At 58.6% G+C, this 23,472-nt stretch carries 16 protein-coding genes and 1 pseudogene; 2 read left to right on the forward strand and 15 right to left on the reverse strand.

Going from position 1 to position 23,472, the window contains the following annotated elements:
* Window positions 1–29 precede the first annotated feature (29 nt).
* From FQ187_RS00830 to FQ187_RS00880, 11 genes and pseudogenes are all read right to left on the reverse strand, one after another.
* Window positions 30–2,981 (reverse strand): autotransporter serine protease, encoded by a 2,952-nt coding sequence (locus FQ187_RS00830; RefSeq protein ID WP_149628041.1) that lies wholly within the window; start codon window positions 2,979–2,981, stop codon window positions 30–32.
* Between the two features lie 34 nt (window positions 2,982–3,015).
* The gene (locus FQ187_RS00835; protein WP_149628042.1) at window positions 3,016–4,380 is read right to left on the reverse strand and encodes a TolC family outer membrane protein; all 1,365 of its coding nucleotides are present in this window, start codon (window positions 4,378–4,380) and stop codon (window positions 3,016–3,018) included.
* Between the two features lie 2 nt (window positions 4,381–4,382).
* Complete coding sequence (locus FQ187_RS00840; RefSeq protein ID WP_149628043.1) at window positions 4,383–5,717, reverse strand: HlyD family type I secretion periplasmic adaptor subunit; 1,335 nt, start codon at window positions 5,715–5,717, stop codon at window positions 4,383–4,385.
* Window positions 5,714–7,489 carry a type I secretion system permease/ATPase gene (locus FQ187_RS00845; RefSeq protein WP_149628044.1) on the reverse strand — a complete coding sequence of 592 codons (1,776 nt, stop codon included), beginning with the start codon at window positions 7,487–7,489 and terminating at the stop codon, window positions 5,714–5,716. The genes FQ187_RS00840 and FQ187_RS00845 overlap by 4 nt, the downstream gene beginning before the upstream one ends.
* A gap of 206 nt (window positions 7,490–7,695) precedes the next feature.
* Window positions 7,696–8,121 carry an AprI/Inh family metalloprotease inhibitor gene (locus tag FQ187_RS00850; protein ID WP_149628045.1) on the reverse strand — a complete coding sequence of 142 codons (426 nt, stop codon included), beginning with the start codon at window positions 8,119–8,121 and terminating at the stop codon, window positions 7,696–7,698.
* A gap of 67 nt (window positions 8,122–8,188) precedes the next feature.
* Window positions 8,189–9,646 carry a serralysin family metalloprotease gene (locus FQ187_RS00855; protein WP_149628046.1) on the reverse strand — a complete coding sequence of 486 codons (1,458 nt, stop codon included), beginning with the start codon at window positions 9,644–9,646 and terminating at the stop codon, window positions 8,189–8,191.
* A gap of 438 nt (window positions 9,647–10,084) precedes the next feature.
* Window positions 10,085–10,289: pseudogene (locus FQ187_RS30205) on the reverse strand (transposase); the annotation flags it as partial.
* Window positions 10,290–10,306: 17 nt separating this feature from the next.
* Window positions 10,307–11,392 carry a polyamine ABC transporter substrate-binding protein gene (locus FQ187_RS00865; protein ID WP_149628047.1) on the reverse strand — a complete coding sequence of 362 codons (1,086 nt, stop codon included), beginning with the start codon at window positions 11,390–11,392 and terminating at the stop codon, window positions 10,307–10,309.
* Window positions 11,393–11,452: 60 nt separating this feature from the next.
* Window positions 11,453–11,794 (reverse strand): cupin domain-containing protein, encoded by a 342-nt coding sequence (locus FQ187_RS00870; RefSeq protein ID WP_056743722.1) that lies wholly within the window; start codon window positions 11,792–11,794, stop codon window positions 11,453–11,455.
* A 43-nt stretch (window positions 11,795–11,837) separates the two neighbouring features.
* Entirely contained in the window at window positions 11,838–13,241 is a 1,404-nt protein-coding gene (locus FQ187_RS00875) for an FAD-binding oxidoreductase (RefSeq protein ID WP_149628048.1), read from the reverse strand.
* Window positions 13,242–13,291: 50 nt separating this feature from the next.
* Window positions 13,292–14,107 (reverse strand): AraC family transcriptional regulator, encoded by an 816-nt coding sequence (locus FQ187_RS00880; RefSeq protein WP_149628049.1) that lies wholly within the window; start codon window positions 14,105–14,107, stop codon window positions 13,292–13,294.
* 263 nt (window positions 14,108–14,370) lie between these two features.
* Here FQ187_RS00880 and FQ187_RS00885 point away from each other — a divergent pair, with 263 nt between their 5' ends.
* Window positions 14,371–14,643, forward strand: coding sequence for a DUF1652 domain-containing protein (locus tag FQ187_RS00885; protein ID WP_129444231.1), 273 nt, complete (start codon window positions 14,371–14,373; stop codon window positions 14,641–14,643).
* Between the two features lie 66 nt (window positions 14,644–14,709).
* On the opposite strand, the gene FQ187_RS00890 is transcribed toward FQ187_RS00885, so the two are convergent.
* Window positions 14,710–17,184, reverse strand: coding sequence for a UvrD-helicase domain-containing protein (locus tag FQ187_RS00890; protein WP_149628050.1), 2,475 nt, complete (start codon window positions 17,182–17,184; stop codon window positions 14,710–14,712).
* A 280-nt stretch (window positions 17,185–17,464) separates the two neighbouring features.
* Between FQ187_RS00890 and FQ187_RS00895 the strand changes: the two genes are divergently transcribed.
* Window positions 17,465–18,160, forward strand: coding sequence for a pirin family protein (locus FQ187_RS00895; protein WP_149628051.1), 696 nt, complete (start codon window positions 17,465–17,467; stop codon window positions 18,158–18,160).
* Between the two features lie 62 nt (window positions 18,161–18,222).
* On the opposite strand, the gene pgm is transcribed toward FQ187_RS00895, so the two are convergent.
* The 3 genes from pgm to FQ187_RS00910 all read right to left on the reverse strand — a co-directional run bounded on the left by pgm (window position 18,223) and on the right by FQ187_RS00910 (window position 22,936).
* Window positions 18,223–19,869 (reverse strand): phosphoglucomutase (alpha-D-glucose-1,6-bisphosphate-dependent), encoded by a 1,647-nt coding sequence (pgm, locus tag FQ187_RS00900; protein WP_149628052.1) that lies wholly within the window; start codon window positions 19,867–19,869, stop codon window positions 18,223–18,225.
* Window positions 19,870–19,980: 111 nt separating this feature from the next.
* Window positions 19,981–21,381, reverse strand: coding sequence for a PLP-dependent aminotransferase family protein (locus tag FQ187_RS00905; protein WP_149628053.1), 1,401 nt, complete (start codon window positions 21,379–21,381; stop codon window positions 19,981–19,983).
* Between the two features lie 67 nt (window positions 21,382–21,448).
* Window positions 21,449–22,936 carry a hypothetical protein gene (locus tag FQ187_RS00910; protein WP_149628054.1) on the reverse strand — a complete coding sequence of 496 codons (1,488 nt, stop codon included), beginning with the start codon at window positions 22,934–22,936 and terminating at the stop codon, window positions 21,449–21,451.
* Window positions 22,937–23,472: the final 536 nt, after the last annotated feature.

A 23,472-nucleotide genomic window follows, 5' to 3' on the forward strand; every position in this document is an offset into this window, starting at 1 on the left:
AGCCTTCGGCAGCTGCTACAGGGTTCGGGTTAAAACTGCCAATTGAGGCTGAGCCCTACGCCATGGCTTTTCTCGCGGCTGGCCAGTTGGCCGGTGTAATCGAGGTTCAAGCGGATGTCCCGGCTCAGGGCCAGGCTGGCATGGGCGCCCAGCAGCGCCGCATCACGCACCATTGGCGAACTCTCCACGGAAAACGCTGTGCTGCCGCCGGCAAACGCCAGGTGCTCTTCAGAATCGGTATGGCTCAGGTTGTGCTGCCAGCCGAGGCTGCCGCTCAGGTCCAGTTTCTGCTGGCCGGACAGGTTCACGGTTTTCAATGCGCGCACGCCCAACGTGCTGAGCATCGCGTCACGCGTGTCGCCACTGCTCTTCAGTGCGGCGGCGTCACCTTTCTCGGTGAAACCTTCGGTGTCGAGGTGCACGTAAGCCAGATTCGCGAAAGGTTCGAGCGCCAGCGCTTGCAGGTTCAGGCGATACGCCGCTTCACCAAACACTTGGGTGGTCCCGGCATCGACCTTGGCTTTCTGTTTGGCGCTGACGTCGCCGTATTGCAGGTCACGTTTGACGTCGGCGCGATGCCAGCTGTAGGCGCCGCCGGCACTCAGACGCCAGGCACCTGACTCGCGGCCCGCATAAGCACCCAGGTGATAGCTGTCGACCTTGGCCGATGAGTGAGTGCCAGAGCCCATGCTCACCGAGCTGTCGCTATAGCCGGTGACCAGACCGATCCGGGTTTGCTCATCGAGCGCCCCGTCGACACCGGCGAGCAAGCCGCCAATCGAGGTGGTGTAGCCGGCGGTGTCATGGCGCTCATCGGTCTTGCCCCAGGCGCCCAGCGCCTTGATCCATCCGTTGCTGTGCGCGCCTTGGGCATCTGCCAGTCGTTCGCCCACAGCATCACGCAGGTAGCGGCTGTCGTTGATCAGTACCGAGCCCAGCGCCGGATAAATTTCCCCCGACAACTGCTGGAACGCCTGTTGTGCGGACGTCGCGGTGGGCGACAGCAGCAGGCTTTCGTAAACCGGATTGCCCGCCCCAAGCCCTTCAACGGCGGAGGCTACGGCGCGCTGGTTCGGCGTTTGGCCAACGCTGGCGAAGGTCGTGTCGTTGCGCTCGATACTCAATTGAATACCGGTGGCGGCGTAATCGAGGCTGCCGCCGATGAACAGGTAGTTGGGCAGCACCGCGCCGAACTGACCTTGAACGCCGCCGGCCGCTTGGAGGATGTTGTACTGATGACCGAGCAGGCTTTGCACTTGTTGAGTGCTGAGCAAGGTCGGGCTATTTTCCAGTGACAGGCTGACGGTCGCGCCGCTGACCATGGCCGTGCCGCCCGCGACGATCCGGTCGCTATCGGTCGGCGATAGCTCCACCGCGTAAGTCGAGCCCGGCGCAAACGTGACGTCGCCGATGACCTGCAAGGTGCCAATGGAATTGCCGGGCGCAACCGTAGCGCCGCGGTTGGCGGTCAGTGAGCCGACGCGTCCCGACCCACCCAGCGTGCCGCTGTCATTGACGGTCACTTGCGATGCCAGCAAACCGTTGACCGACAGCAGACCGCCATTCACCGTGGTCGGCCCGCGATAAGTGCTGTTGCCGGTCAGCATCAGGCGTCCGGCACCGGACTTGATCAGGCTGCCTTCGTAGACCCGAGTGGAGGCGGCGAGATCGCGTGCCATGCCCACCGCATAGTCGGTCTGATCCTGCTGGCTGGCACCGACCGGTACACCGTTCTCCCAACCTTTGGTCTTCAGTGTCTGTTGCCAGGCACTGTGTTCCGCCGCGTCTTCACTCTGACGCTGGATCAGCGCCTTGTCGGTGATGTCGTTGCTCCAGACATCGCTCTGCCCTGCCCCCAGATTGGCATCGAAACGTCCGAGCAATTGCCCCGGCCCGCGCATCGCCCGTTCGAGGTTGGCAACGCCCCAGCCGACGCGGGTATTCGGCGCTTCGGTGGTCGAACCGTCGAGTTGGGTGGCGGTGGTCAGCAGGGTTTCCAGCGCCTGCTGGTTGGTCATGTACGGATAGCGTTCCATCACCAGCGCCAGAGCACCGGTGGCATGCGGCGCGGACATGGAGGTGCCGGACTTGATCGCATAGCCTGCGCCGGGAATGGTGCTGTCGATCTTCGCGCCGGGGGTGGTGATGCACCAATACTTGGCGATCCCGCACTGGTTGTATTTCTGTTGGTTGCTTTGATCCAGCCCCGACACGGCCAGCCAGTGGCCTTCCAGGTCCGGCTCAAAATAGGGCAAGGCTGAGCGCACGCTGGCGTTGGGGTAACCGCTGTTACCGGCGCTGAACACGTTGATCACGCCGCGTCGGGAAACGTCTGCGGCTTCATCGAGCCAGGTGCCTTTGTTCCAGTGCTGGGCGTAGGCCGCATGCAGATCGTCGAGGGTCCGATAGCTGACATCCGGTGGCTGGCTGCCCCAGCTGTTGTTGATCGCTCGCACACCGGCATCCGCCAACGCGTTATAGACCGCTTTGAAGTAGCGTGGATCAGGATTGGGGCCGAACAGGAAGCTGTCGTTCTTGTTGGTGTTGCCAACGTAAATCTGCGCGTTGTAGGCCACGCCGTGCATGCCCGAACCATCGCGGGAAGCGCCGATGGTGCCGGCGACGTGCGTGCCGTGGGAATCGTTGTTGGCGTTGAGTGTGCCGTCGACATTGAACCGGGAGCCGTCAACGTAACTGCCGCTGGCTGTCACTGCGTGGTAACGGTCGGTGGCGAATTCGGGATGGGCAGCATCGAAGCCTGAATCGAGCTCGCCGATTTTCACGCCTTTGCCAGTGATGCCGGCGGCGTAGGCTTGATCGGCTTGCATGCGGGCGAGTCCCCAGTCGCGCTGGAACTCCGCCGAGCGCCAACTGGCGGCATCGCCGGGCACGCCGGTTTCCAGGTAAGCGGCTTGCACGGGCATTGCTGACACCAGGAGTAATAGCGTGCCGACCGACATCGGCTTGATCTGTACGTCCATGTTCACTTCTCGTTTTTTTGTTTTTCTGGGGCATCTATTGGGTTCTTGGGCCTTGGCCGAACGCCTCGTCAACCTTGGCCAAATCCTGCTCATTCAACGTCCCGGCGTAGTAATGCAACTTGGTCCAGGCCATCAAGTAGTCGTAGCGTGCCTGTGCCAGATCGCGGCGGGTGGTAAATAGTTGTTGTTCGGCGTTCAGCGCATCGAGGTTGACGCGCTCACCGCCCAAGATGCTTTGCTTGGTCGAAACCACCAGCGCTTCGGCAGACTTCAGGGCTTTCTGATAAGCCCGCAACTTGTTCACGCCCGACAGGCAGGCGCTGAACTGCCGACGCAGCTCGATCAGGGTTTCCCGGGTCTTGCCATCCAGTTCGTACTCGGCCTGCTCCATGGTGCGGCTGGCCTGACGGGTCGATGCGGACACCCCGCCGCCGGCGTACAGCGGCACGTTGACTTCGATGCCGATGGTGTTGGTGTCGTAACGCTGGTTGTAGGTGTTGCCGCTTTCCGACTCGTTCTGGCGCACCGAGGCGTAGGCGCTGACTTTGGGCAGGTGTCCGGCGCGGTTGCGTTCGACTTCATAACGCGCGACTTCCACGGCATGACGCTGCGAAGCCAGATTCGGGTTGTTGGCCACGGCCATCTCGTGCCAGGTGTCGTAATTGGCCGGCTGCAGGGTGAACGTCTGGAAACTCTGATCCAGCGGCGCCAAATCCCCGATGTCGATCGCCGGCACGCCAATCAGCGCGCCCAGCTCTCGTAACGACGCGTCCTGCTCATCACGGGCTTCGATTTCCTCGGCCGTTGCCAGTTCATAGCGGGACTCGGCCTCAAGGATGTCGGTACGCGTGCCCTCGCCCTGTCGGAACATGTGTTCGTTCTGCTGGAACTGTTGCTCGAAAGCCTTTTTCTTGGCCTGCGCGATGTCGATCTGATCCTGAGCGAACAGCGCGTGGGTGTAATTCTCCAGCACCCGAACCAGCAATTCCTGGCTCTTGCCGCGAAAGGCTTCGTCGGCAAACAGCGATTGCGCCACGCCTTTGCGGTACGACGCGTAAGCCTCGTAGTCGAGCAGCGGTTGTTGCAGGGTCAGGGTCGAGCCGTAACTGCTGTAGTTGCGGTCATCGGTGCGGTTCTGCCCGCGCTCATTGAGGGCGGTAGCCTTGGAGGAGTTGCGCCCCTTGTTGTAGTTGTAACCGATCCTGGGCAACAGCCCGGCGCGGCCAATGACGCGGTTTTCAAGGCCGGCATCGCGTTCCTTGATGGCGCCGAGAAACACCGGATCATTGCGCAATGCTTGTTCGTAGATGTCGAACGGTCCCATCGCCAGCACACTGTTGCAGGTCAGCAACGCCAGGGTCGCTGCGAGCATGGAAAGCTTATTCATACAGCGGAACATCCTTATTCCTCAGTCAACGCGGAACCTGCCCGGTCGAGCAGCGGTTTGAACAAATAGTTGAGGAGTGAACGTTCACCGGTGCGCACGAACATTTCCGCCGGCATGCCAGGCTTGATCACCAGACCGTTGAGTTTTTCCATGGCCTGATCGCTGACGCTGCTGCGCAGTACGTAATAGGGCGCACCGGTTTTCTCGTCGATCATCTGGTCGGCGGAGATCAGGCTGACTTCGCCGGGCACGCGCGGCGTGCGGCTCTGGTTGAACGCCGTGAACAAGATGTCCACCGGCAAGTGCGTGCCGACCTTGTCGACCAGGTTGACCGGCAGGTGCCCTTCCACCTCCAGACTCGCCCCCTGAGGCACGATCTCCAGCAGGGTTTCGCCCTGACGCACCACCGCGCCCACGGTGTGAACCCCGAGGTTGACCGCAATGCCGTCGGCCGTGGCGATGATCTCGCTGTGTTGCAGATCGAACCCGGCGGAGGTCAGTTGCTCTTCCAGCGTCACGCTTTTCAATTGCGCGTCGGCCAGTTGGGTGCGGACCTCTTTCTGGTATTCCTCGATGTGCTGTTGCAGTTTCAACCGCGATTCGAGGATGCCCTGCTCCACACGGCCGCTGTCGCCGGTGTTTTCCGCCAGTTGTTGCTGAACTTGCGACAGCTGACGCTGGTACTCCATCAAACGATTGCGCGGGATGTAGCCGTTATCCGCCAGGGGCTGAAGGTTGCTCAGCTGTTGTTGCAGAGAGCTGGCCTGGGCAGTCAAATCCGTGCGGGCGCGGCGCATGCCAGCCAGTTGTGCGCTGGCGCCTTCGATGCTGGCGCGCAAGGCAGCCTGTTCGCGGGAAAGCGCTTCACGGCGGCTGCTGAACAACTGCCGTTGACCTTCCAGCACCAAGGCCAGGCGCGGGTCAGGATTGTTGCTCAGTTCAGCGGGGAAACTCACTTGCTTGAGGTTGTCCCGTTCACTCTGCCACCGCGCCAGACTGGCCCAGGCCATGCGGTATTGCGCTTGCAGCGATTGCACGTCAGCAGCGACTTGCGTCTGGTCGAGCTGGAACAAGGGCTGGCCCTGCTTCACCACTTGACCCTCGCGCACCAGAATCTGGCTGACCACCCCACTGCTCATCGATTGCACGGCTTTGCGCTTGCCCGACACCACGACCGTGCCTTGCACGGGAATGCCTTGGTCAAGAGGCGCGAGACTGGCCCAGGTGAAGAAACTGCCGGCGCCGACGATCGCCAGAATCCAGCCCATGCGGACGAAGAAACGCGCGTCGCGCTCAGGGCGTTCTGCGATGTAGTCGTGTTCCATGGTGGCTTCGCTGATGTTGCTCATACGCCCGAATTCCTTGTCGAGGGCTGATACTGCCGGCTCATGCTGAGCCCGCCCGGTGCTTGCGCGGGTTTTTCCCGTTGCTGTTCCTGGGCGCCGGAAAGCGCTTTCAGCACCTCCTGGCTCGGACCGAAGGCTTGCAAGCGTCCTTCGTTGAGCACCAGCAACTTGTCGGCCTGGGCCAGCGCCGAGGAGCGATGGGTGACCAGAATCACGCTGGTGCCTTGGGCTTTCATTTGCGCAATGGCGCTGGCCAATGCTGCTTCGCCCACGGTGTCGAGGTTGGAATTCGGTTCGTCCAGCACCACCAGGCGCGGGTTGCCATACAGGGCGCGGGCCAGTGCCACACGCTGCTTCTGCCCCCCGGACAAGCCGCTGCCGTCCTCGCCGAGCACGGTGTCGTAGCCTTGCGGCATGCGCAGAATCAGTTCGTGAACGCCGGCCTGCTGCGCGGCTGCAACGACTTTTTGCGGGTCCGCCTCGCTGAACCGGGCGATGTTTTCGGCGATGCTGCCGCTGAACAGCTCGATGTCTTGCGGCAGATAACCGATGTAGGGACCGAGATCGTCGCGGTTCCAGCGATGAATGTCCGCGCCGTCGAGCCGCACCGTACCGCCCAGCGTCGGCCAGACGCCAACGAGCACCCGGGCCAATGTCGATTTGCCAGAACCGGAGGCGCCGAGTACGCCCAGCACTTCCCCGGCATCGAGGCTGAAATTGACCAGGTGCAACGTAGCTGCCCGTTGCCCCGGCGGCGCGGCGCTGACCTGCTCGAACGCGATCTGGCCTTTCGGCGCCGGCAGCGCCATGGCTTCGTCAGTCGGTGGAAAGGCTTGCAGCAACGAATCAAGACGACGGTAAGCGAGTTTGGCGCCGCTCCACTGTTTCCATACCGCGATCAACTGATCGATGGGGCTCAGGACGCGGCCCATCAGAATGGAACCGGCGATCATCATCCCGGCCGTCATATCACCCTTGATCACCAGCAATGCACCCAGCCCCAGCACCAACGATTGCAGGCACAGGCGCAGGGTTTTGCTCAGAGAGCTGATGACGGCACCGGTATCGCTGGCCTGGTTCTGCAAGCCGAGGAAACGTGAATGGACCTGGAACCAACGTGTACGCAACGACCCGAGCATGCCCATGGCCTGAATGGTTTCGGCGTTGTGCAGGTGACTGGTGGCCAGTTGGCTGGATTTCTGGGAATACCCTGCGGCTTCGCCCAGGGGTTTCCTGGTCATGGCTTCATTGAGGCAGGCCAGACCGATCAGCAACACCGCTCCGGCTGTGGCCAACACGCCGAGCCAGACGTTGAACAGATAGATCACGAACAGGTACACCGGAAACCACGGCGCGTCGAAGAAGGCAAACAGCGCAGGGCCGGTGACAAATTGGCGAATATGGGTCAGATCTCCGAGGGACTGGCCAGCATTGCCCTCGCCTTTGAACAGGTTGCGCTCGAACGCCGCCTGATAGACCCGTAAATTGAAACGTCGCTCCAGCTGGCTGCCGATGCGGATGACAATGAAGCTGCGGACAATCTCCAGCAAGCCAATAAAGGCAAAGAACCCGACCACCATCAACGACAACATGGCCAAGGTGGTTTCGTTTTGCGATGACAGCACCCGGTCGTAGACCTGGAGCATATAAATAGAGGGTACCAACATCAGTATGTTGATCAATGCGGTAAAACAACCGACGCTGATCAGAATGCTTTTATAGTCGCCCAGTGCCTTGATTAGCGGTGCGGTGGCTGGGGCCTTCGCCATCTTCATTGGTTTTTCCTGAGATGATATCTCTCGCCATTCCTGGCGAGGTTCCAATTAACTGTCCGCACACGGGTCGAGACATTCTTTACCAGTTATCGCTTACACATTAATAACAACTATTCAGGCTCGGCAAAAAGTCCGGTTATTCATGTTTTGCTTATAACTACAATTACGGGCTTTATATTCGGCCTCTGATAGAGGCCTGGTATTTTTCACTTCAGCACAGTGCGCTGGAGCGTAATGATCAGACCTGACTTCAAAGTGCTTTTGTATAGCCCCTCATGCTGTCGGCTGAAGAACACAATTCTTGAGCCTTCTTTGCCGGTAATCGAAATGCCGTCGGGTTCCGGGAACCAGCCAACGGCCGGCTCGTCCAGCCAGGCGCTGAGACACTCGGCGCCATCACCCAAGGTCTGCTTTTGTTGAAAGTCGATAATGCAGGCGTTCGACGGCTTGTCCTGCAACGCTTGGGACTCAGGGGCATCTTGCGCGGTGTTCAAGGTCGCCTGCCATTTGCCGGCCAGTTCCGAGGGGTCTGCTAATTTCAGGCTGCTCGCCAAGGCTAAATCTCCAATAAACATCATGAACGTCGCCAATAGCCACGCGGTTGTTCTGTAGGTGAAGCCGTTATGGATCATTAGGCGCTTTACTCATTTCAAGGGGCAGAGAGCAGCGCGTCTGCGCCGCCCTCCTTGTCACCTCACATTACGCAGCGATGTCGGAGTAAGCCGCCTGGCCCACGGTGCTGACCAGGAAATCAGCCACGCCATGCCCGGAGAAGTCCACCGACAACAGGCTGTTGCCACCCGAAGAGGTCAACACCGCATCGCCTGCCGCACCGGTGAACGAGTTGACGAAATGCAGGCCCGCGCCGTTGGTGATACCGATCAGGTCGATCTTGTCCAGGCCGCTGACAAAATCGAGGATCTGGTCGACAGCACCGGGTTTGGAATCGCTGCTGGCCGCGAACACGAAGGTATCCGAACCGGCGCCACCCCACAGTTTGTCCGCACCGCCCGCGCCGAAGAGGATGTCGTTGCCGGCACCGCCCTTCAGTTCGTTGGACACGCTATTGCCGATCAGCAGGTCGTTACCTGAACCGCCGATAGCGTTCTCGACGGTGACGCCCTTGGCGATGGACACGTTACCCACCAGGCCGCCAACGTCGGAGAACGAGGCCTCATTGAGGTTGATTTTCTGGTTCTGGGTGAAACCGGAGAAGTCCAGGGTGTCCTTGCCGCCCGCATCCCATACCGAAAACACAACCTTGTCCGACGACGAAGTCGCGCTCAGAAAGTCGCGCCCGGCGTTGGAGTTGAATCCGTAAGTGGTGTCGCCGGTCCGGGTGGTGGTGTTGGCACCGTAGAGTTTTTGGATGGCCGCGATATCGTCCATCAGCGGACCGGACGAATAGGCTTCGACGCCGCCCTTGCTGAAGTTCTGGCTGGTATTGCTTTCACTCCAGTAGCTCATGACGCTGTAACCGCGGGTGTCTTGCCCGTAGGACGCGTCGTTGTAGGTCGGAGCGCCCTCGCCGGCGTTGTAGTCGCCAGGATGGGCCAGGCCCAGGGTGTGACCGATTTCGTGAGTCAAGGTTTGCCGGCCGTAATTGTTCAGGTCCGGCGTTTTGTTTGGCGTGTAGCTGCTGTTGGTCAGGTACCAGGAAGTACCGTCATAACCCGCGCCGGTGCCAGGCAGATAGGCGAAGGCCGCTGCGCCATCCTGACCGCCGCTGTAGTTGCCGAAGGTCATGTGACCGTCGCCGCCCGTCGCCTTGTCGGTGAACGTTACATTGGCCACATCGGCCCAGGATTGCATGGCAAGCACAGCCTGGCCTTTTTGCTGAGCGCTGAACTGGCTGAACCCGGTGATCCCGTGCTTGTTCATGGTGCTCGACGACGCCGAGGTCAGGAACGTGTAGGTGAGTTCGATTTTGCCGCTGCCGTCCTTGTCCTGGTAGGCAGCGCCATCGCGCAGCAACTGGGTAGCTGCCTGGTCGACGGAGAAGGAGGGTTTGCCATTGACCGTAAGGTTACCGCCCCGATCATACTGATGGCTGAAGCTATTGATCTGGTTGAATGCAGAACTGGATGCAGCCAATGCTTGCAGTGGCTGGAACGCCTGTTCGGCGGTACCAATAGCGTTGTCTTTTACTTTCGACATAAACACACTTCCTTGTTTAGCTATGGAACAGTTTTTTGTCAGACAGCGACAATCTCTGGCGAGATCGTCCTATCACTCGCCCAATGAAGGCGAAAGAAAACTGACACAATTTGAAATCAAACGTCCACTACTTTTTTGACGTCAAATTGAGTTGTTCCTGCAAGTACCCGGAAACAAGGCCTGCGCTGTCGAAATATTGTTTGTTAGATGGAGGCTTGCGAAAATTGTCTGACGATTTGCTATTTAATTATTAAATAGCGGTAAGTTTATTTTTGTCGATGGGGTCTCACTTTGTGTGAGTTATTAATATGAGTGCCAGTGCATTGATATCAGTTGGAGATTTGTTGGGTTTTAGATTTTGGCGACTGCTGCGCAGTCGGACACAGTCGTCAGATACTCACAATCAACACGCATCCCTCAGCGGATAATCATGAACCCGTGATCGGGCATCACAACCCACGTCAAAAAATCGGCCCTGCCTTCCACTTCTGCCTGACGCAATTGCTGAAACGACCAACCGCCCCAATCGCCAATCAACAAAAAACGGCTGCCGTTGGTCAACGACAGCCGTTAGCAGATAGATACGTCCGGACTCAGAGAAACGACCAACGCGTCGCTGACCCGCATTTGTATAAACAGGCATCTACAAAATATGAAGCCTCAACTCCCGGTACGAATCTTGTTCCACACCCGCGTACGAACCCGGTCGATGTTCAGCGGCATCGCCTCCAGTGCGAACAATTTCCCCATCATGTCCGGGGTCGGGTAGACCTTGGTGTCATTCTTGATCGCCGGGTCGATCAGGCTGTCGGCCTGCTCGTTACCGTTGGCGTAGTGCACGTAGTTGCTGATGCTGGCCATGACGTCCGGACGCAGCAGGTAGTTCATGAAGGCGTAGCCGGCTTTTTCATCCGGGGCGTCTACGGGCATGGCAACCATGTCGAACCAGATGGCGGCGCCTTCCTTGGGAATCGAATAGCCGATGTCGATGCCGTTCTTGGCTTCTTTCGCGCGGTTTTCAGCTTGCAGAATGTCACCAGAGAAGCCGACGGCCACGCAGATGTCGCCGTTGGCCAGGTCGCTGGTGTACTTGGACGAGTGGAAATAGCTGACATACGGGCGGATTTTCATCAGCAGCGCTTCAGCCTTTTTGTAGTCTTCCGGGTTCTTGCTGTGATGCGGCAGGCCCAGGTAGTTCAGTGCCGCCGGCAACAGTTCGGGGCCGTTGTCGAGGATGGCCACGCCGCACTTCTGTAGCTTTTTCATGTTCTCGGGTTTGAAAATCAGGTCCCAGGAGTCCACTGGCGCGTTATCACCCAACACGGCCTTGACCTTGGCGATGTTGTAACCGATGCCGGTGCTGCCCCAGAGGTACGGGAAGCCGTGCTCGTTGCCTGGGTCATTGGTTTGCAAGGCCTTGAGCAACGCAGGGTTGAGGTTTTTCCAGTTCGGCAGTTGGCTCTTGTCGAGCTTCTTCAGCGCCACGCCTTGAATCTGCCGCGCCATGAAGTGGTTGGACGGGAAGACCACATCGTAGCCGGATTTGCCGGTCATCAATTTGCCGTCGAGGGTTTCATTGCTGTCGAAGACGTCATAACTGAACGCGATACCGGTATCTTTCTGGAAGTTTTTGGTGGTGTCCGGGGCGATGTATTCCGACCAGTTGTAGATCTTGACGGTCTCGGCCGCGTGGCCAAGGGTCGCGATGAGCGCAAGTGGGGCCAGAATCAGTGTCTTTCGGATCATGAGTCGATTCCTGTTTGGTTTGTCTTCTTTTTATTGGAGAGCTGGCAGGCAATCAGAGGATCAAAAAATCAAAACGTAGGTCTTGCGCACGGTTTCCTGGATATCCCAGATACCGAGGCTGTTGGCTGGCAACATCAGTGCATCGCCGGCTTCTATGTGCAGAGTTTCACCGTCATCCGGGGTAAACGTGCATCGCCCCTGGATGAAGTGACAGAACTCCTGGGCGACGATCTGCCGCCGCCAGCGGCCGGGCGTGCATTCCCAGACACCGGTTTCGACGCCATCGTCGCGCTCGACACTGGTGGTCGAGGCCACCGCCACGGGCATACCCAGCGGCACGGCGACAGGATTCGACTCTTCCAGCTTCAAGGTTGCGGTGTTCTTGAATTGCGTGATGCTCATGGGAGTACCTGTCGATTGAGCCTATAGATGAAGAGCGCGCCGTTTACTGCATGAAACCTTCCATGAAGCCGGCAATACCGGTGGCCAGTTTGCGACGCCATGGTGCGGTGGCCGGGTTGGCCAGGGTCTGGTCTTCGTGGGCGAAGCTGCGGATGATTGCGTTGTAGCCGAGCCAGCGGCAGGGCTCCGGCTCCCAGGCCCGGAGCGCATCGAGCCCTCCCTGGATGACCCACGGCTGGCGAACCAGCTCGGTGTCGCGCTGCAGAATCAGGTCGGCCAGAGTCCGGCCACCCAGGTTGCTGGCACCGACGCCCTCCCCGCCATAGCCACCCGACAAGGCGATGCCGCTTGCCTGATCGCACAGCATGTGCGGCTTGAAACGCCTGGACATCCCCAGATTTCCGCCCCAGGCATGGGTAATCCGCACGTTCTTGAGCTGCGGGAAGAGTTCGCCAAACAGATAACGCCGCAGCTCCACTTCGCTGGTGGTCAAGTCGAAGTCATGGCGCAACCTGGCAGCGAACTGATAACCGCCCCGCGCGCCGAACACCAACCGGTTGTCAGCCGTGCGCTGACCGTAAGTGACTTGGCGGCTGCTTTCGCTGAAGGCCTGGCCGCGACTCAGGCCGATTTCATCCCACGTAGCAGCGGATAATGGCTCGGTGGCGACTATCAAGCTTTGCACCGGCAGCTGATAGCGCCCCAACGGTGGCAAGGTGACCGAGTAACCTTCGACCGCCGGCACGATCCAACGACTGCGAGCCGAGGCTTGCGCCGTGCGCAGACCACCCGATTGCCACTGGGTGACCGGGCTGTTCTCGTAAATCCTGACGCCCATTTTCTCCACCACCCGAGCCAGACCTCGCACCAACTTTGCCGGGTGAATGGTCGCGACGTGCGGTGCATAGATACCGCCATAAGGTTTGGCGACTCTGATCTGTTGCGCCAACTGCTCGGGGCTGAGCCAGCGGTAATCGCTTTCGGTCAATCCCTGGCTATAGAGCGTGTCGAGATAGTGCCGAAGGCTCGCTTCCTGTTCCGGATAGCGGGCAGCGCAATACAGCGCCCCGCCTTTGCGGTAGTCGCAGTCGATGTCTTCACGCTCGAGGACCCTACCGACTTCATCCGGAATGCCGTGCAGCAAATCGAAAGAAGCCCGGCGCTGTTCGGGCGGCAAGTCGGCGAGTAAGCGGTCTTCGCCCAGCACATTGCCCATCAGCCAGCCGCCGTTACGCCCCGAGGCGCCAAAACCGGCGGTTTGCGCTTCAACGATGGCAATGCTCAGGTCGGGTGCCTGGCGTTTGAGGTAGTACGCGGTCCAGAGCCCGGTGTACCCCGCGCCTATGATGGCGACGTCGACGTCCAGATCCTGTTCCAACGGCGGACGCGCCAACAATGGCTCGTCGAGTTGATCCATCCACAAACTGATAGTGCGCCACGCCGACATGCAAGACTCCGCCACTCAAACTTCGATGGCGTCGATCCTAGTGCGTGGGCTTAGAGGCTGTCTTGCGCGCGTGCACGCAAAGAAATTTGTTTTACGTAGGCCTTGGGCGACTGGCCGGTGTGCTGACGGAAGCAGCTATAAAACGCCGACAGCGAATTGAACCCCGCGGCAAACGCCAGTTCGTCGATCCGCAGTGGCGGCGTGGCGTTATCCAGTGCCGCGAGCAAATGCTGCAGGCGCGCCTGGTTGACGTATCGATAGAAGCTCTGGCCAAGCACCTGATTCAGCAGGTAGGAAATCTGATTGCGGCTATACCCGCACTCCTTCGCCACCCGTTGCAGGTCGAGTTCGGGATCGAGATAAGGTTGTTGGCGCTGAAAATACTGCTGCAAGTCTTCAGCCATGAAACTCAGCTGGCGTGCAGACAGCCCGAGTCGACTGACCGCCGGACGTTGGCTGCTGGCGGCTTTGCTGACGGGCTGTTCATGCACCAGCGAGGCATATTCGTTGACCCGCCAGATCAGTCCGTCACGGACGGTAATCGCCTCGCTGGCCCGGAATGACACCAGGCCTTCACCGCCGCGAAGGGTTATACGGTATTGAATGAACGCCGTGTTGCCGTCCAGACGAATACGGTCCGAATGTTCCAGGGCTTCATCGGGATCGCGGGGCATGCTGCTGCGCACGTATTCACGTAATTCGGACAGCCCCATCACACGGTTCTGGAAAAAATCGCTGTACTGAATCTCTGAGTGATAGAGCGCCATCACCCCGTCCAGGTCCCGGTGTTTCCAGCGCAAGTGATAACGCATCACCGTGTCGCCCGTGGCCTGGGTTTGCAGCGGACCATCATCATCGGCTTGCATAAAGGACTCGGCGAGAAAAAAACGAGCTTGCCGAAATTCCGTCTCGGCTTCAATGACCAACCAGTGGTGGCCAACTGCCGAATACCGACCGTTCCCGTGACCTGCATCAAAAAAACTGAACCAATCGCTAAACGGCCTGAAAAATCCACATTGTTTTCACATTTGGCTGCTACTTTTAAAGGCAGTCACCGGTTGAGCCATTGAAGGCTCTTCCCTCCTAACATGAGCTAAAGGAAGCGCTCGATGAATGAGGCGGGCTACATATGAATAAAGGGTTCAGTAAAGTCACCTTTCCAAACGCCTGCCAGCTGATGCGCTGGCATTTTCATCCCATGGGTTTCGAGGCGAGCATGGATGCGCCGGGCAGTATGATTGCCCGTCTATTTGACCGTGCCAGTGGCGAGACCATGATCGCCATCGCCGGCATTCCTTGCGCGACGGTAATGAATGCTGCGGATGTAGAACGAATAATCGAAGCGGTGGAAGACGAGCTTGAGGCTTTCATTCCACCCACCGCCCTCAGGAGCTACGCCTGAAGGCTGAACACTCAACAACAAGCCCACGTTAAGTGGGCTTTTTTGTGAGCGACGATCTCTTAAGGTTCACGCCGATGTCTTGCCCAGTCGGTGATCGGTAAAGAACACTTTGCCTTTGCCGATCCGATCGGAAGCTTTAGGCATGTTGGCTGCCTGGGTGTCTTGCCCATCGACATACCAATAGCAATGACTCACCGCCCGAGTGATGCCGACGTAAGCCAGTCGCAGGATCTCGTCTTTCTGTGCGCTGTCGTACGCTTCGCTGTCGCCAGCCTTGCCCAGACCCGCCATGCGATAGACCTGGTTCTTGTACGGCGAACTGGTCAGGTGCTGACAATCACCCAGCAGGAACACGGCGTCAGCCTGAAGTCCCTTGGCGCTGTGATACGTCAGTTGCTTGAGCCGTCGCGCTTCGTACGGAAAACTAGAATCAACATTAACTACAGACTGAATATGCTCTGCTATCAATAACTTATCGCTGCTTTTTCGATAAAGCATCAAGATTGAATCGCCCTTTCTGTAGTGCTCCATCAGGCGTTTGGCCATGCCTTGATCGTCACGATCGAGAACGTTAACCGGCAGCAATGCCTTGGGCTCGCCACTGGCCTTGGCCTTCTTGCCAGCGATCGCCGGCGCCGCACGAACAATATGCTCGGCAGCATCGATGATGTGTTGATGGCTGCGATAGTTGTCGCTCAGCATCACCTTGGTCGTGCTCGGCGAAGGGAATTCCTTGTTGAATTCCATGAAGTACGTTGGCGAACTGCCCCGCCAGCCATAAATGGACTGCCAGTCATCGCCGACACAGAGCAACGACGAACGTTGTGCGCCGCGCCCCACGTGCATGGCCGGACCGCGACTGCGGATTTCCATCAGGCTCGCGCGGATCCAGGAAACGATTTGCGGTGATACGTCCTGAAATTCATCGATCATCAAGTGCGACATCGGCCTGAGCAGCTCATCGCCCAGCAGTTTCAGGTTTTCCGGCGAATGTTCGCTGAACAAGGCGAACATCCGGTTGTAGGTCATTACCGGTGGTTTCTGATCGAGCAGGTGATCTTCCAGCGCTCGCCAGTACAGGCTCAAGGCTTCGAAGAAAAACCGGTCGGGGTCGTCCTTGGCAAAACTCATCTGACCCACGGCATTGGGTACATCCAGGCCAAGATTCTCGATAAATCCGGCGGCGGCGACAAAACAGTCCAGTAATGGCGCAGAGCTGAGCTCGCCCTTGACCTTGTAATCGAAGCCCGGCCCGGCACTAGCATCGCCTCCAAGGGACGCCAATATACGCTTTGATGACTCGTAACTGTCCATCCATATCAATGGCTTACGACAGAAAGCTTGAAATAGAGTGCGTTTGACAGCCCATTCCGCGCGCACGCTCAATTTGGCATTCGGGCGGCTGACCTGCGGGTTTTCCCGGGGATCGAACCCCAGCACCACCCAAGCGTCCAGGCTCGGGATATAGCCATGACAATGAAATGTTGAGCCGTTGATATCGAACGTCTGGCGCATCGGCTCGATGCCTTTGATTGGCCAGGCTCCCGCACGAAACCACAAGTCTTCGATAGCGTCGCAGAGCTCTTCGTCACGCTTGGCGGCCAGTTCGGTCACGGCCATGCGCTTCTGCACGTCCGGGTGATCGCGCTCCAGCTCCTTGAGCTGCAGCGCGTGACGGGACAATGGCTGGATCAATTCGCGAAAGCGCTCATTGCGAGTGTGCAGGCTGTGATAACAAGCGTTGAGTTGCTGGCGCTGGGCGTCGTTGATGCGCAGGTCGAAAGGATTGCTGTCGACCTCCTCATCGCCACTTTGCGCACGGTGACTGAGGTTTTCGAAAGCTTGCAGCCGCTCGAAGCCCGGCAGACTGCGAACCATCGGCAGGATGCGCGAATGAAAGGTACGCACCAGATCACGCGCCTCTTTGAAACTGAGCGACCGGCCCCAGAGTGCAAACAGCTCGATCAATTTATTGATGAAGTCTTTGCGCGATTCACGGGTAAAGGTCACCACCGTCATCGAACTCAGCTCGAACCCCAGATAATGGGTCAGCAGCAAAATGCGCAACACCAACGTGGTCGACTTGCCCGCACCCGCGCCGGCAATCACCGAGGTCGAGGGTGTGTCACTGAAGATCATTTTCCACTGCGCGGCACTGGGCTGGGCGTGTGGTGGCAGCAGTCGAGCGACATCCGTCTTCATCCGCTTCTTCAACTCAGCGCTCAACGGAAGACGCCAATCGTCGAACAGATTGTCGTCAACGTTGGGCGGCCGGTGTTCGGTCGAGCGCGAGTCGCGGATCAGTAATACCTGCCGGCCTTCCTCCAACCCTTCAAGCTTGCCTTCTTTATAGCCGTAATCCACCCCGGCGCTGTGCCCGCTGCGAAAGCCATCGGCCTGGCCGTGCAGCCAGGATGCCCGGTGTTGTGCGCGCAGACGCGTCAGGCCGTGACCAAAGAGCCGGGCGGCCAGACGCTTGAGCAGCGGCATCTCGGCCAAGGGACGAAGTTCAGGAGGAAGATCGGGGGTGTGTTGCGGCACGCGGGCTGACTCCAGGGAGTGAGGCTGTTGAGGGCTATGGTGTCTGCATTTGCCGTTCAGTTCTAGTGAAATGCTTACAGGTCATTGGCTTATGCGATGAAGTGAAGGTTGGGTGAGACTCTTTCGAGGTGATTCAATATCAAATTATTCGATTGTATTGAGGCATTTTTTACGCTTTTTATCGATCAATTCCTGATGGATGATGCTCGCCATCAACCACCGGTTCGCGTTTCGTGGCTCAGGCGCTCTGCCCCATGACGAACCTTTTCAGGAGACGATCATGCTTGAACTCAGACCCTTCAAATCCTTGGGCGGCGCCAACCATGGCTGGTTGGATGCTCATCACCACTTTTCGTTCGCCGAATACCATGACCCAAAACGCATGAACTGGGGCAACCTGCGGGTGTGGAACGACGACGTGATTGCCGCTGGTACCGGGTTCCCGAAACACCCGCACCGGGACATGGAAATCATCACTTATGTCCGTGAAGGCGCAATCACTCACGAAGACAACCTGGGCAACAAGGGTCGTACCGAAGCGGGCGACGTTCAGGTCATGAGCGCCGGCACCGGGATCGCTCACAGTGAATACAACCTGGAAGCGACCGAGACCAGGATCTTCCAGATCTGGATCATCCCGAACGAAACCGGTTTGGCACCGTCCTGGGGCGCCAAGCCTTTTCCAAAAGGCCAGCGCGAAGGTTTCGTAACGCTGGCGAGCGGTAAGGCCGGCGACGATCAAAGCCTGCGGATTCGAGCTGATGCGCGATTGGTGGCCGCGAACCTTAAGGCCGGTGAATCCGCCGAGTATCGCCTGGACAAAGGCCGTCGCGCCTATCTGGTACCGGCCACCGGCATCATTGAAGTCAATGGCTTGCGTGCACAAGCTCGAGACGGTATTGCGGTTGCCGATGAGCAGGTGTTGCGGGTGACCGCTATCGAAGACAGTGAAATCGTCCTGGTGGACCTGGCTTGATCTTGTAAATGCGGGACAAAAAAAGGGGCGACCGTCAAGGCCGCCCCTTTTTACATTCCGGGTTACTTCGCAGAGATCGCGCCGTCCACCAGTGTTTGCGCTTCTGCCACCAATTGCTTGAGGTGGTCGTCACTGACGAAGCTTTCAGCGTAGATCTTGTAGATGTCTTCGGTGCCCGACGGGCGCGCCGCGAACCAGCCGTTCTCGGTCATGACTTTCAGACCACCGATCGCTTGGTCGTTACCCGGTGCATGGCTGAGGATGCTCTGGATCGCTTCGCCCGCCAGTTGGGTCGAAGTGACCTGATCCGGCGACAATTTGCTCAGCAGTGCCTTCTGCTCAGGATTGGCCTTGGCGTCGACGCGCACCGAAAACGGCTCGCCCAGCTCATCGGTCAAGGCGCGATAGGCCTGACTTGGGTCGCGGCTAGTGCGGGCGGTCATTTCTGCGGCCAGCAGTGCCGGGATCAAGCCGTCCTTGTCGGTGCACCAGACGCTGCCATCCTTGCGCAGGAACGAAGCACCGGCGCTTTCTTCGCCGCCAAAGCCCAGAGAGCCGTCGAACAGGCCGTCAGCAAACCACTTGAAGCCGACCGGCACTTCGTACAGGCGACGACCCAGACGTTTTGCCACGCGATCGATCAAGCCGCTGCTGACCACGGTTTTACCCACGGCCGCATCGGCGCGCCATTGCGGGCGGTTCTGGAACAGGTAATCGATCGATACGGCGAGGTAGTTGTTCGGCGCGAGCAAACCACCGGACGGGGTCACGATGCCATGGCGATCGTGGTCCGGGTCGCACGCGAATGCTACGTCGAAACGCTCTTTCAGACCGATAAGGCCCTGCATGGCGTGAGTGGACGATGGGTCCATGCGGATCTGACCATCCCAGTCGACGGTCATGAAGCGGAAGGTCGGATCGACCTGTTTGTTGACCACTTCCAGATCCAGACGGTAATGCTCGGCAATCGCCGACCAGTAGCGCACCCCGGCTCCGCCCAGCGGATCGACACCCAGACGCAGCTTGGCATCACGGATGGCATCGAAGTCGATCACGTTGATCAGGTCGGCGACGTAGGTATTGAGGTAGTCGTGACGATGGGTCGTGCTGGCCTTCAGCGCCTGCTCGTAGCTGATGCGTTTGACGCCGGCGAGCTTGTTGCTCAGCAGTTCGTTGGCCTTGGCTTCGATCCACTTGGTGATGTGGGTATCGGCCGGGCCACCGTTGGTAGGGTTGTATTTGTAGCCACCGCTTTGCGGTGGGTTGTGGGACGGCGTGATGACGACGCCGTCTGCCAGGCCCGACGTACGCCCGCGGTTGTAGCAAAGAATTGCATGGGAAATGGCCGGGGTCGGGGTGTATTCGTCACCCTCGGCAATCATTACCGTCACGCCGTTGGCGGCCAGCACTTCAAGGGCACTGGCGCCGGCCGGGGTGGACAACGCGTGGGTGTCGATACCGACGAACAGTGGGCCGTCAATGCCTTGGGCTTCGCGGTACAGGCAGATTGCCTGGCTGATCGCCAGAACGTGCCATTCGTTGAAACTCAAGTCGAACGAGCTGCCTCGGTGCCCGGACGTGCCAAAAGCTACGCGCTGGGTCGAAATGGAGGCATCGGGCTGGCCGGTGTAATAGGCCGTTACCAGTCGCGGGATATCGACCAACAGTTCTACCGGTGCCGGTTTGCCCGCAAAAGGACTGAGTGTCATGCAAAACCTCTGAAGTAGAGTGGTTCAGGAATAGGAACGCAGTTTACTGGCAGTTTGACCGCAGCGCGATGGGATCGATCCATGAGTGTCACTCAGGGTGTGTGGCCCCGTTCAATCGATCGACTCCAGACGCAACGCGTCCCCTAACAAGCCCATTGCTGCGGCAAGGTCGTGATCACCGCCGAAGGTGTGACTCAGGCGCAAGTGTTGCGCGTGCAAGCCCTGGAGACTGAACAGCTCTCCCGGTGCGATCACCACCTGGTGCTTGAGCAGGCGCTGGAACACCCGACGTACATCGACCTGGCGCAGCGAACGGACCCAGATGGTTGCACCGCCCTGGGGTTCGACAAAGTGCAAGGCATCTCCCAAACGCTCCTGCAACAGCTGAGTCATCTGCACCTTGCGGTCCTTGAGCATCCGCCGTAGTACCTGGAGATGCTGATCGACACGTCCGTTGCCGTACAAGCGAGCGATGGCTTTCTGGCGAATCGGTGACAAGCGGAACGACCGCAGCAGAAAGTGCCGTTGCAGCTCAGCACTGAAATGCCGCGACAGCAGATAGCCGTATGGCGCCTCCGGTCCGATGATTTTCTCGAAGGTGGAAAACACGATCAGCCGATCGGGATCCAGCAAGTCGCGAAACCGCTGGCCGTCCGGTTCGAATCCGAGTTCGCCGTAGCAGTCGTTTTCCAACACCCAACTGCCATGTCGCTCCAGCAACTGCGCGACGACCTGTCGGTTGTCGTCGGGTGCCAGGCTGCCTCGCGGCATGTTCAGCCCGGATGAAACCATCACCAGCCGCACCGGCTCGGTCTCCAGCAGCTCCTTGAGCCATTCGACGTCCAGGCCACCGCTGGATTGCACCGCCAGCTCGATCACTCGCACCTGCGCAGCCTGGAGCAACCTCAGAATCGCCCAGTCGCACGGCGACTCGACCAACACCGTGGCGTCCTTGAGATTCAACACAGCGATCAGTATTTCCAGCACGCCACGCAGGTCGGCGCCAATATAGACATCGTCGGCATGCCAGCAGCGCAGCGGCGAGGTGGTGTAGCGCGCTGCCAGGGCAATGCGCAACTCCAGCTCGCCGCAAGGTTGCGATGTCGGTTGCGGCTGACGCGGATACTGGCGCAGCAGTTCTCGTTCCAGCAGTAACAATGGACTGTCGAGGGGTTGCAATAACGCCGGCTCATCGGCGCTCAAGACCAGCATTCCGGGTCGCCTGGCGTTGACATAAACGGTTTCGAGCAGGTCGTTGCCACTGCTGAACGTGCTGATGGAGGACACCGGTAACGCGTAATATCCGGACTTGGCCACCGAATAAACGCGCCCTTCCTTCTCCAGAAGCGAATAAGCGTACTGAATGGTCGAGATCGATACGCTCAGACGCTCCGCCAACTGTCGCAACGAAGGCAGACGGACTCGCGTGTCACTGACCGGTTCGTTGATCAGGTTAGTCAGATATCGGTACACCGCCTGATACGCGAAGTCAGTTTCTCGTGGGCCTTTCATGGGCGAGGGCCGAATGCCGTGTGAACGTCGTCATGCATCGTCAAGAAGTCTGTCGAGCCACGCACTTTCAGCGCCCCGCTGACCATTCATCCGCCACCGCCGTGTCGTCGTCAAAGTCGGCTGCTGCTTGCACACACGCGCCGTCGATTTCCAGCGCGCCTGCCCTGCCCTCATCCGCAGACACCGGGCTCATGCGGTAAAGCTTGCCGATCAAGCTGACAGGCAACCCGCTGACGTCGGTCATCCATTGCAGAACCTGCTCCGGCACCGGATTGCCCTGCATTGCCCGGTGCAAATCAGGCATCGCCACGAGCATGCCGGGGTGACACTGGCGCAGAAAACGCTCAAGCGCCGCGCCATTCTCAACGAAAGGTGAAAACAGCAGGCACACCAGTTGAGCCTCGTTCAGGCCAAGGTTTTTTTGAGCCTCGGCCGCTGCCAGCACGCGCTGCTCGGCCAACGCCGCCGGATTGCCGAACGCCTCTACCGCTTGTTCACACAACCGTTCCGCCAGCTGTTTGCGCCGCATCTTCACCAATGCCCGATGCAGGTATTCGGCGACACCCGTCTCGTAGCCGCGGTCGTGCATGAAGCACGATTGCAACCCCCGCATGTATACAGAGATAGAAAGGCTGACGTACTCGTTGTCGCTGAGCTGAGCCGCCAGTTCGTCAGGTTGAAAACCGAGAAACTCTGTGAGCAGCGGCCAACGCTCTTCCAGGTTGCTGACCAGCATGTCGTGAATGTCGATGTACGTGGCGCGACGACAGGCCTCAAATCGTTCGGCCGGACGCCACGCTACCTGGTCATGCTCAGCATACAAAGCGCGGTAGCAGTCGCTGCCCAGTTCATCGAGCAGCGCGAAAAGCTCCTCATAGCCGGTTTCGTGGTTATTCGACGTCTTGAGCCCGGCCTTGGCGGCAGCACGTTTCAATCCGTCGAGAAACCGCTTCTGCTGACGAGGTGAGTCGCTACTGATCAATGCATCGACACCGTTGTCCCAACGAGCGATTTGCCCATAGAACTCGCCAGTGGCCAGATACCCGTCGTCCCACAGATCCAACGGCCCGTTCCAGGCGCGACGATGGCCCACCATCAAAAGATTGAGCCGATTCGACTCACGGCCGCCTTCGGAAATCGGCGTCAGGTGGTTGAACGGCAGGACTTCCCGGTTATCAACCATCAACACTTCCACCCGAGGATCGTCGTAGAGGAACAAGGCGCTGTAGCTGCGATGGATGTTTTCCAGGGCCGTCGGGCTTGCGCCGTTCAAGCGCAAGGATGCCACTCGCAACTGGAATGTCGCAGGCGCCCGGCCGGCGATACTCAGCTGTGCAGCGCGTAGCAGCGCCAGGGTGTAACAACTGTCGCGGGAGCCGGACTGAATCGCCAGTACCTTGTAATCGCCAATACGCTCCATCCCCCCGGCGGCCACCACCAGTCGCTGAATCATCAGCTGCAATGCCGTGCGTTCGGCGCGCGAGAAGAAACTCAGCAATCGCTGCAGCACTTGCTGATAGACATAGTTCATCGCTTGGTCATGGATATTGGTCATCTTTATTTACCTGATGCTTGTAAGTTCGATATCGCGCCAACAACGACACGCATTGCGCAATGGGTTGCTTGCCACGATTGAAGTACTGGACGCTATTGCCAAATGCTAGCACTTAAGCTTTTAGTAATTATTTGAAATAACTGAAAGTCTCCCCTGCTCCGGCCAGAGGCAGGTGGCCGCGAGCCCATGTAGAACCAGCCTCTAACGGCTGAGAGCGACATCCTAGGAAATGTCCGACAGCGTCCCACAGACAATTAGCACAAGAAATAGAGAAAGAAGTCACCCATGTTTTTTTGGCAACTGCGCAACAACGAACTATTGGTCGGATATGTATTAACAGTGCGTATTGAAAAGTATCAAGCCGATACCCAGCCATGACTCATTCCTTGAGATGAAAGTAATCATTCAATTATCAAGGCTTATATGATGATTAGAAGATACAGATTGAGAGCAAAAACCAGTTCAGTTGCTGAACTGACCCATTGATGGGGCAATAGGATGTCTCATTTTGGCAGGTGCTGAAAGCAGAAGAGTCC

It is taken from the genome of Pseudomonas sp. ANT_J28 (assembly GCF_008370005.1).
Classification (GTDB): Bacteria; Pseudomonadota; Gammaproteobacteria; order Pseudomonadales; family Pseudomonadaceae; genus Aquipseudomonas; species Aquipseudomonas frigoris.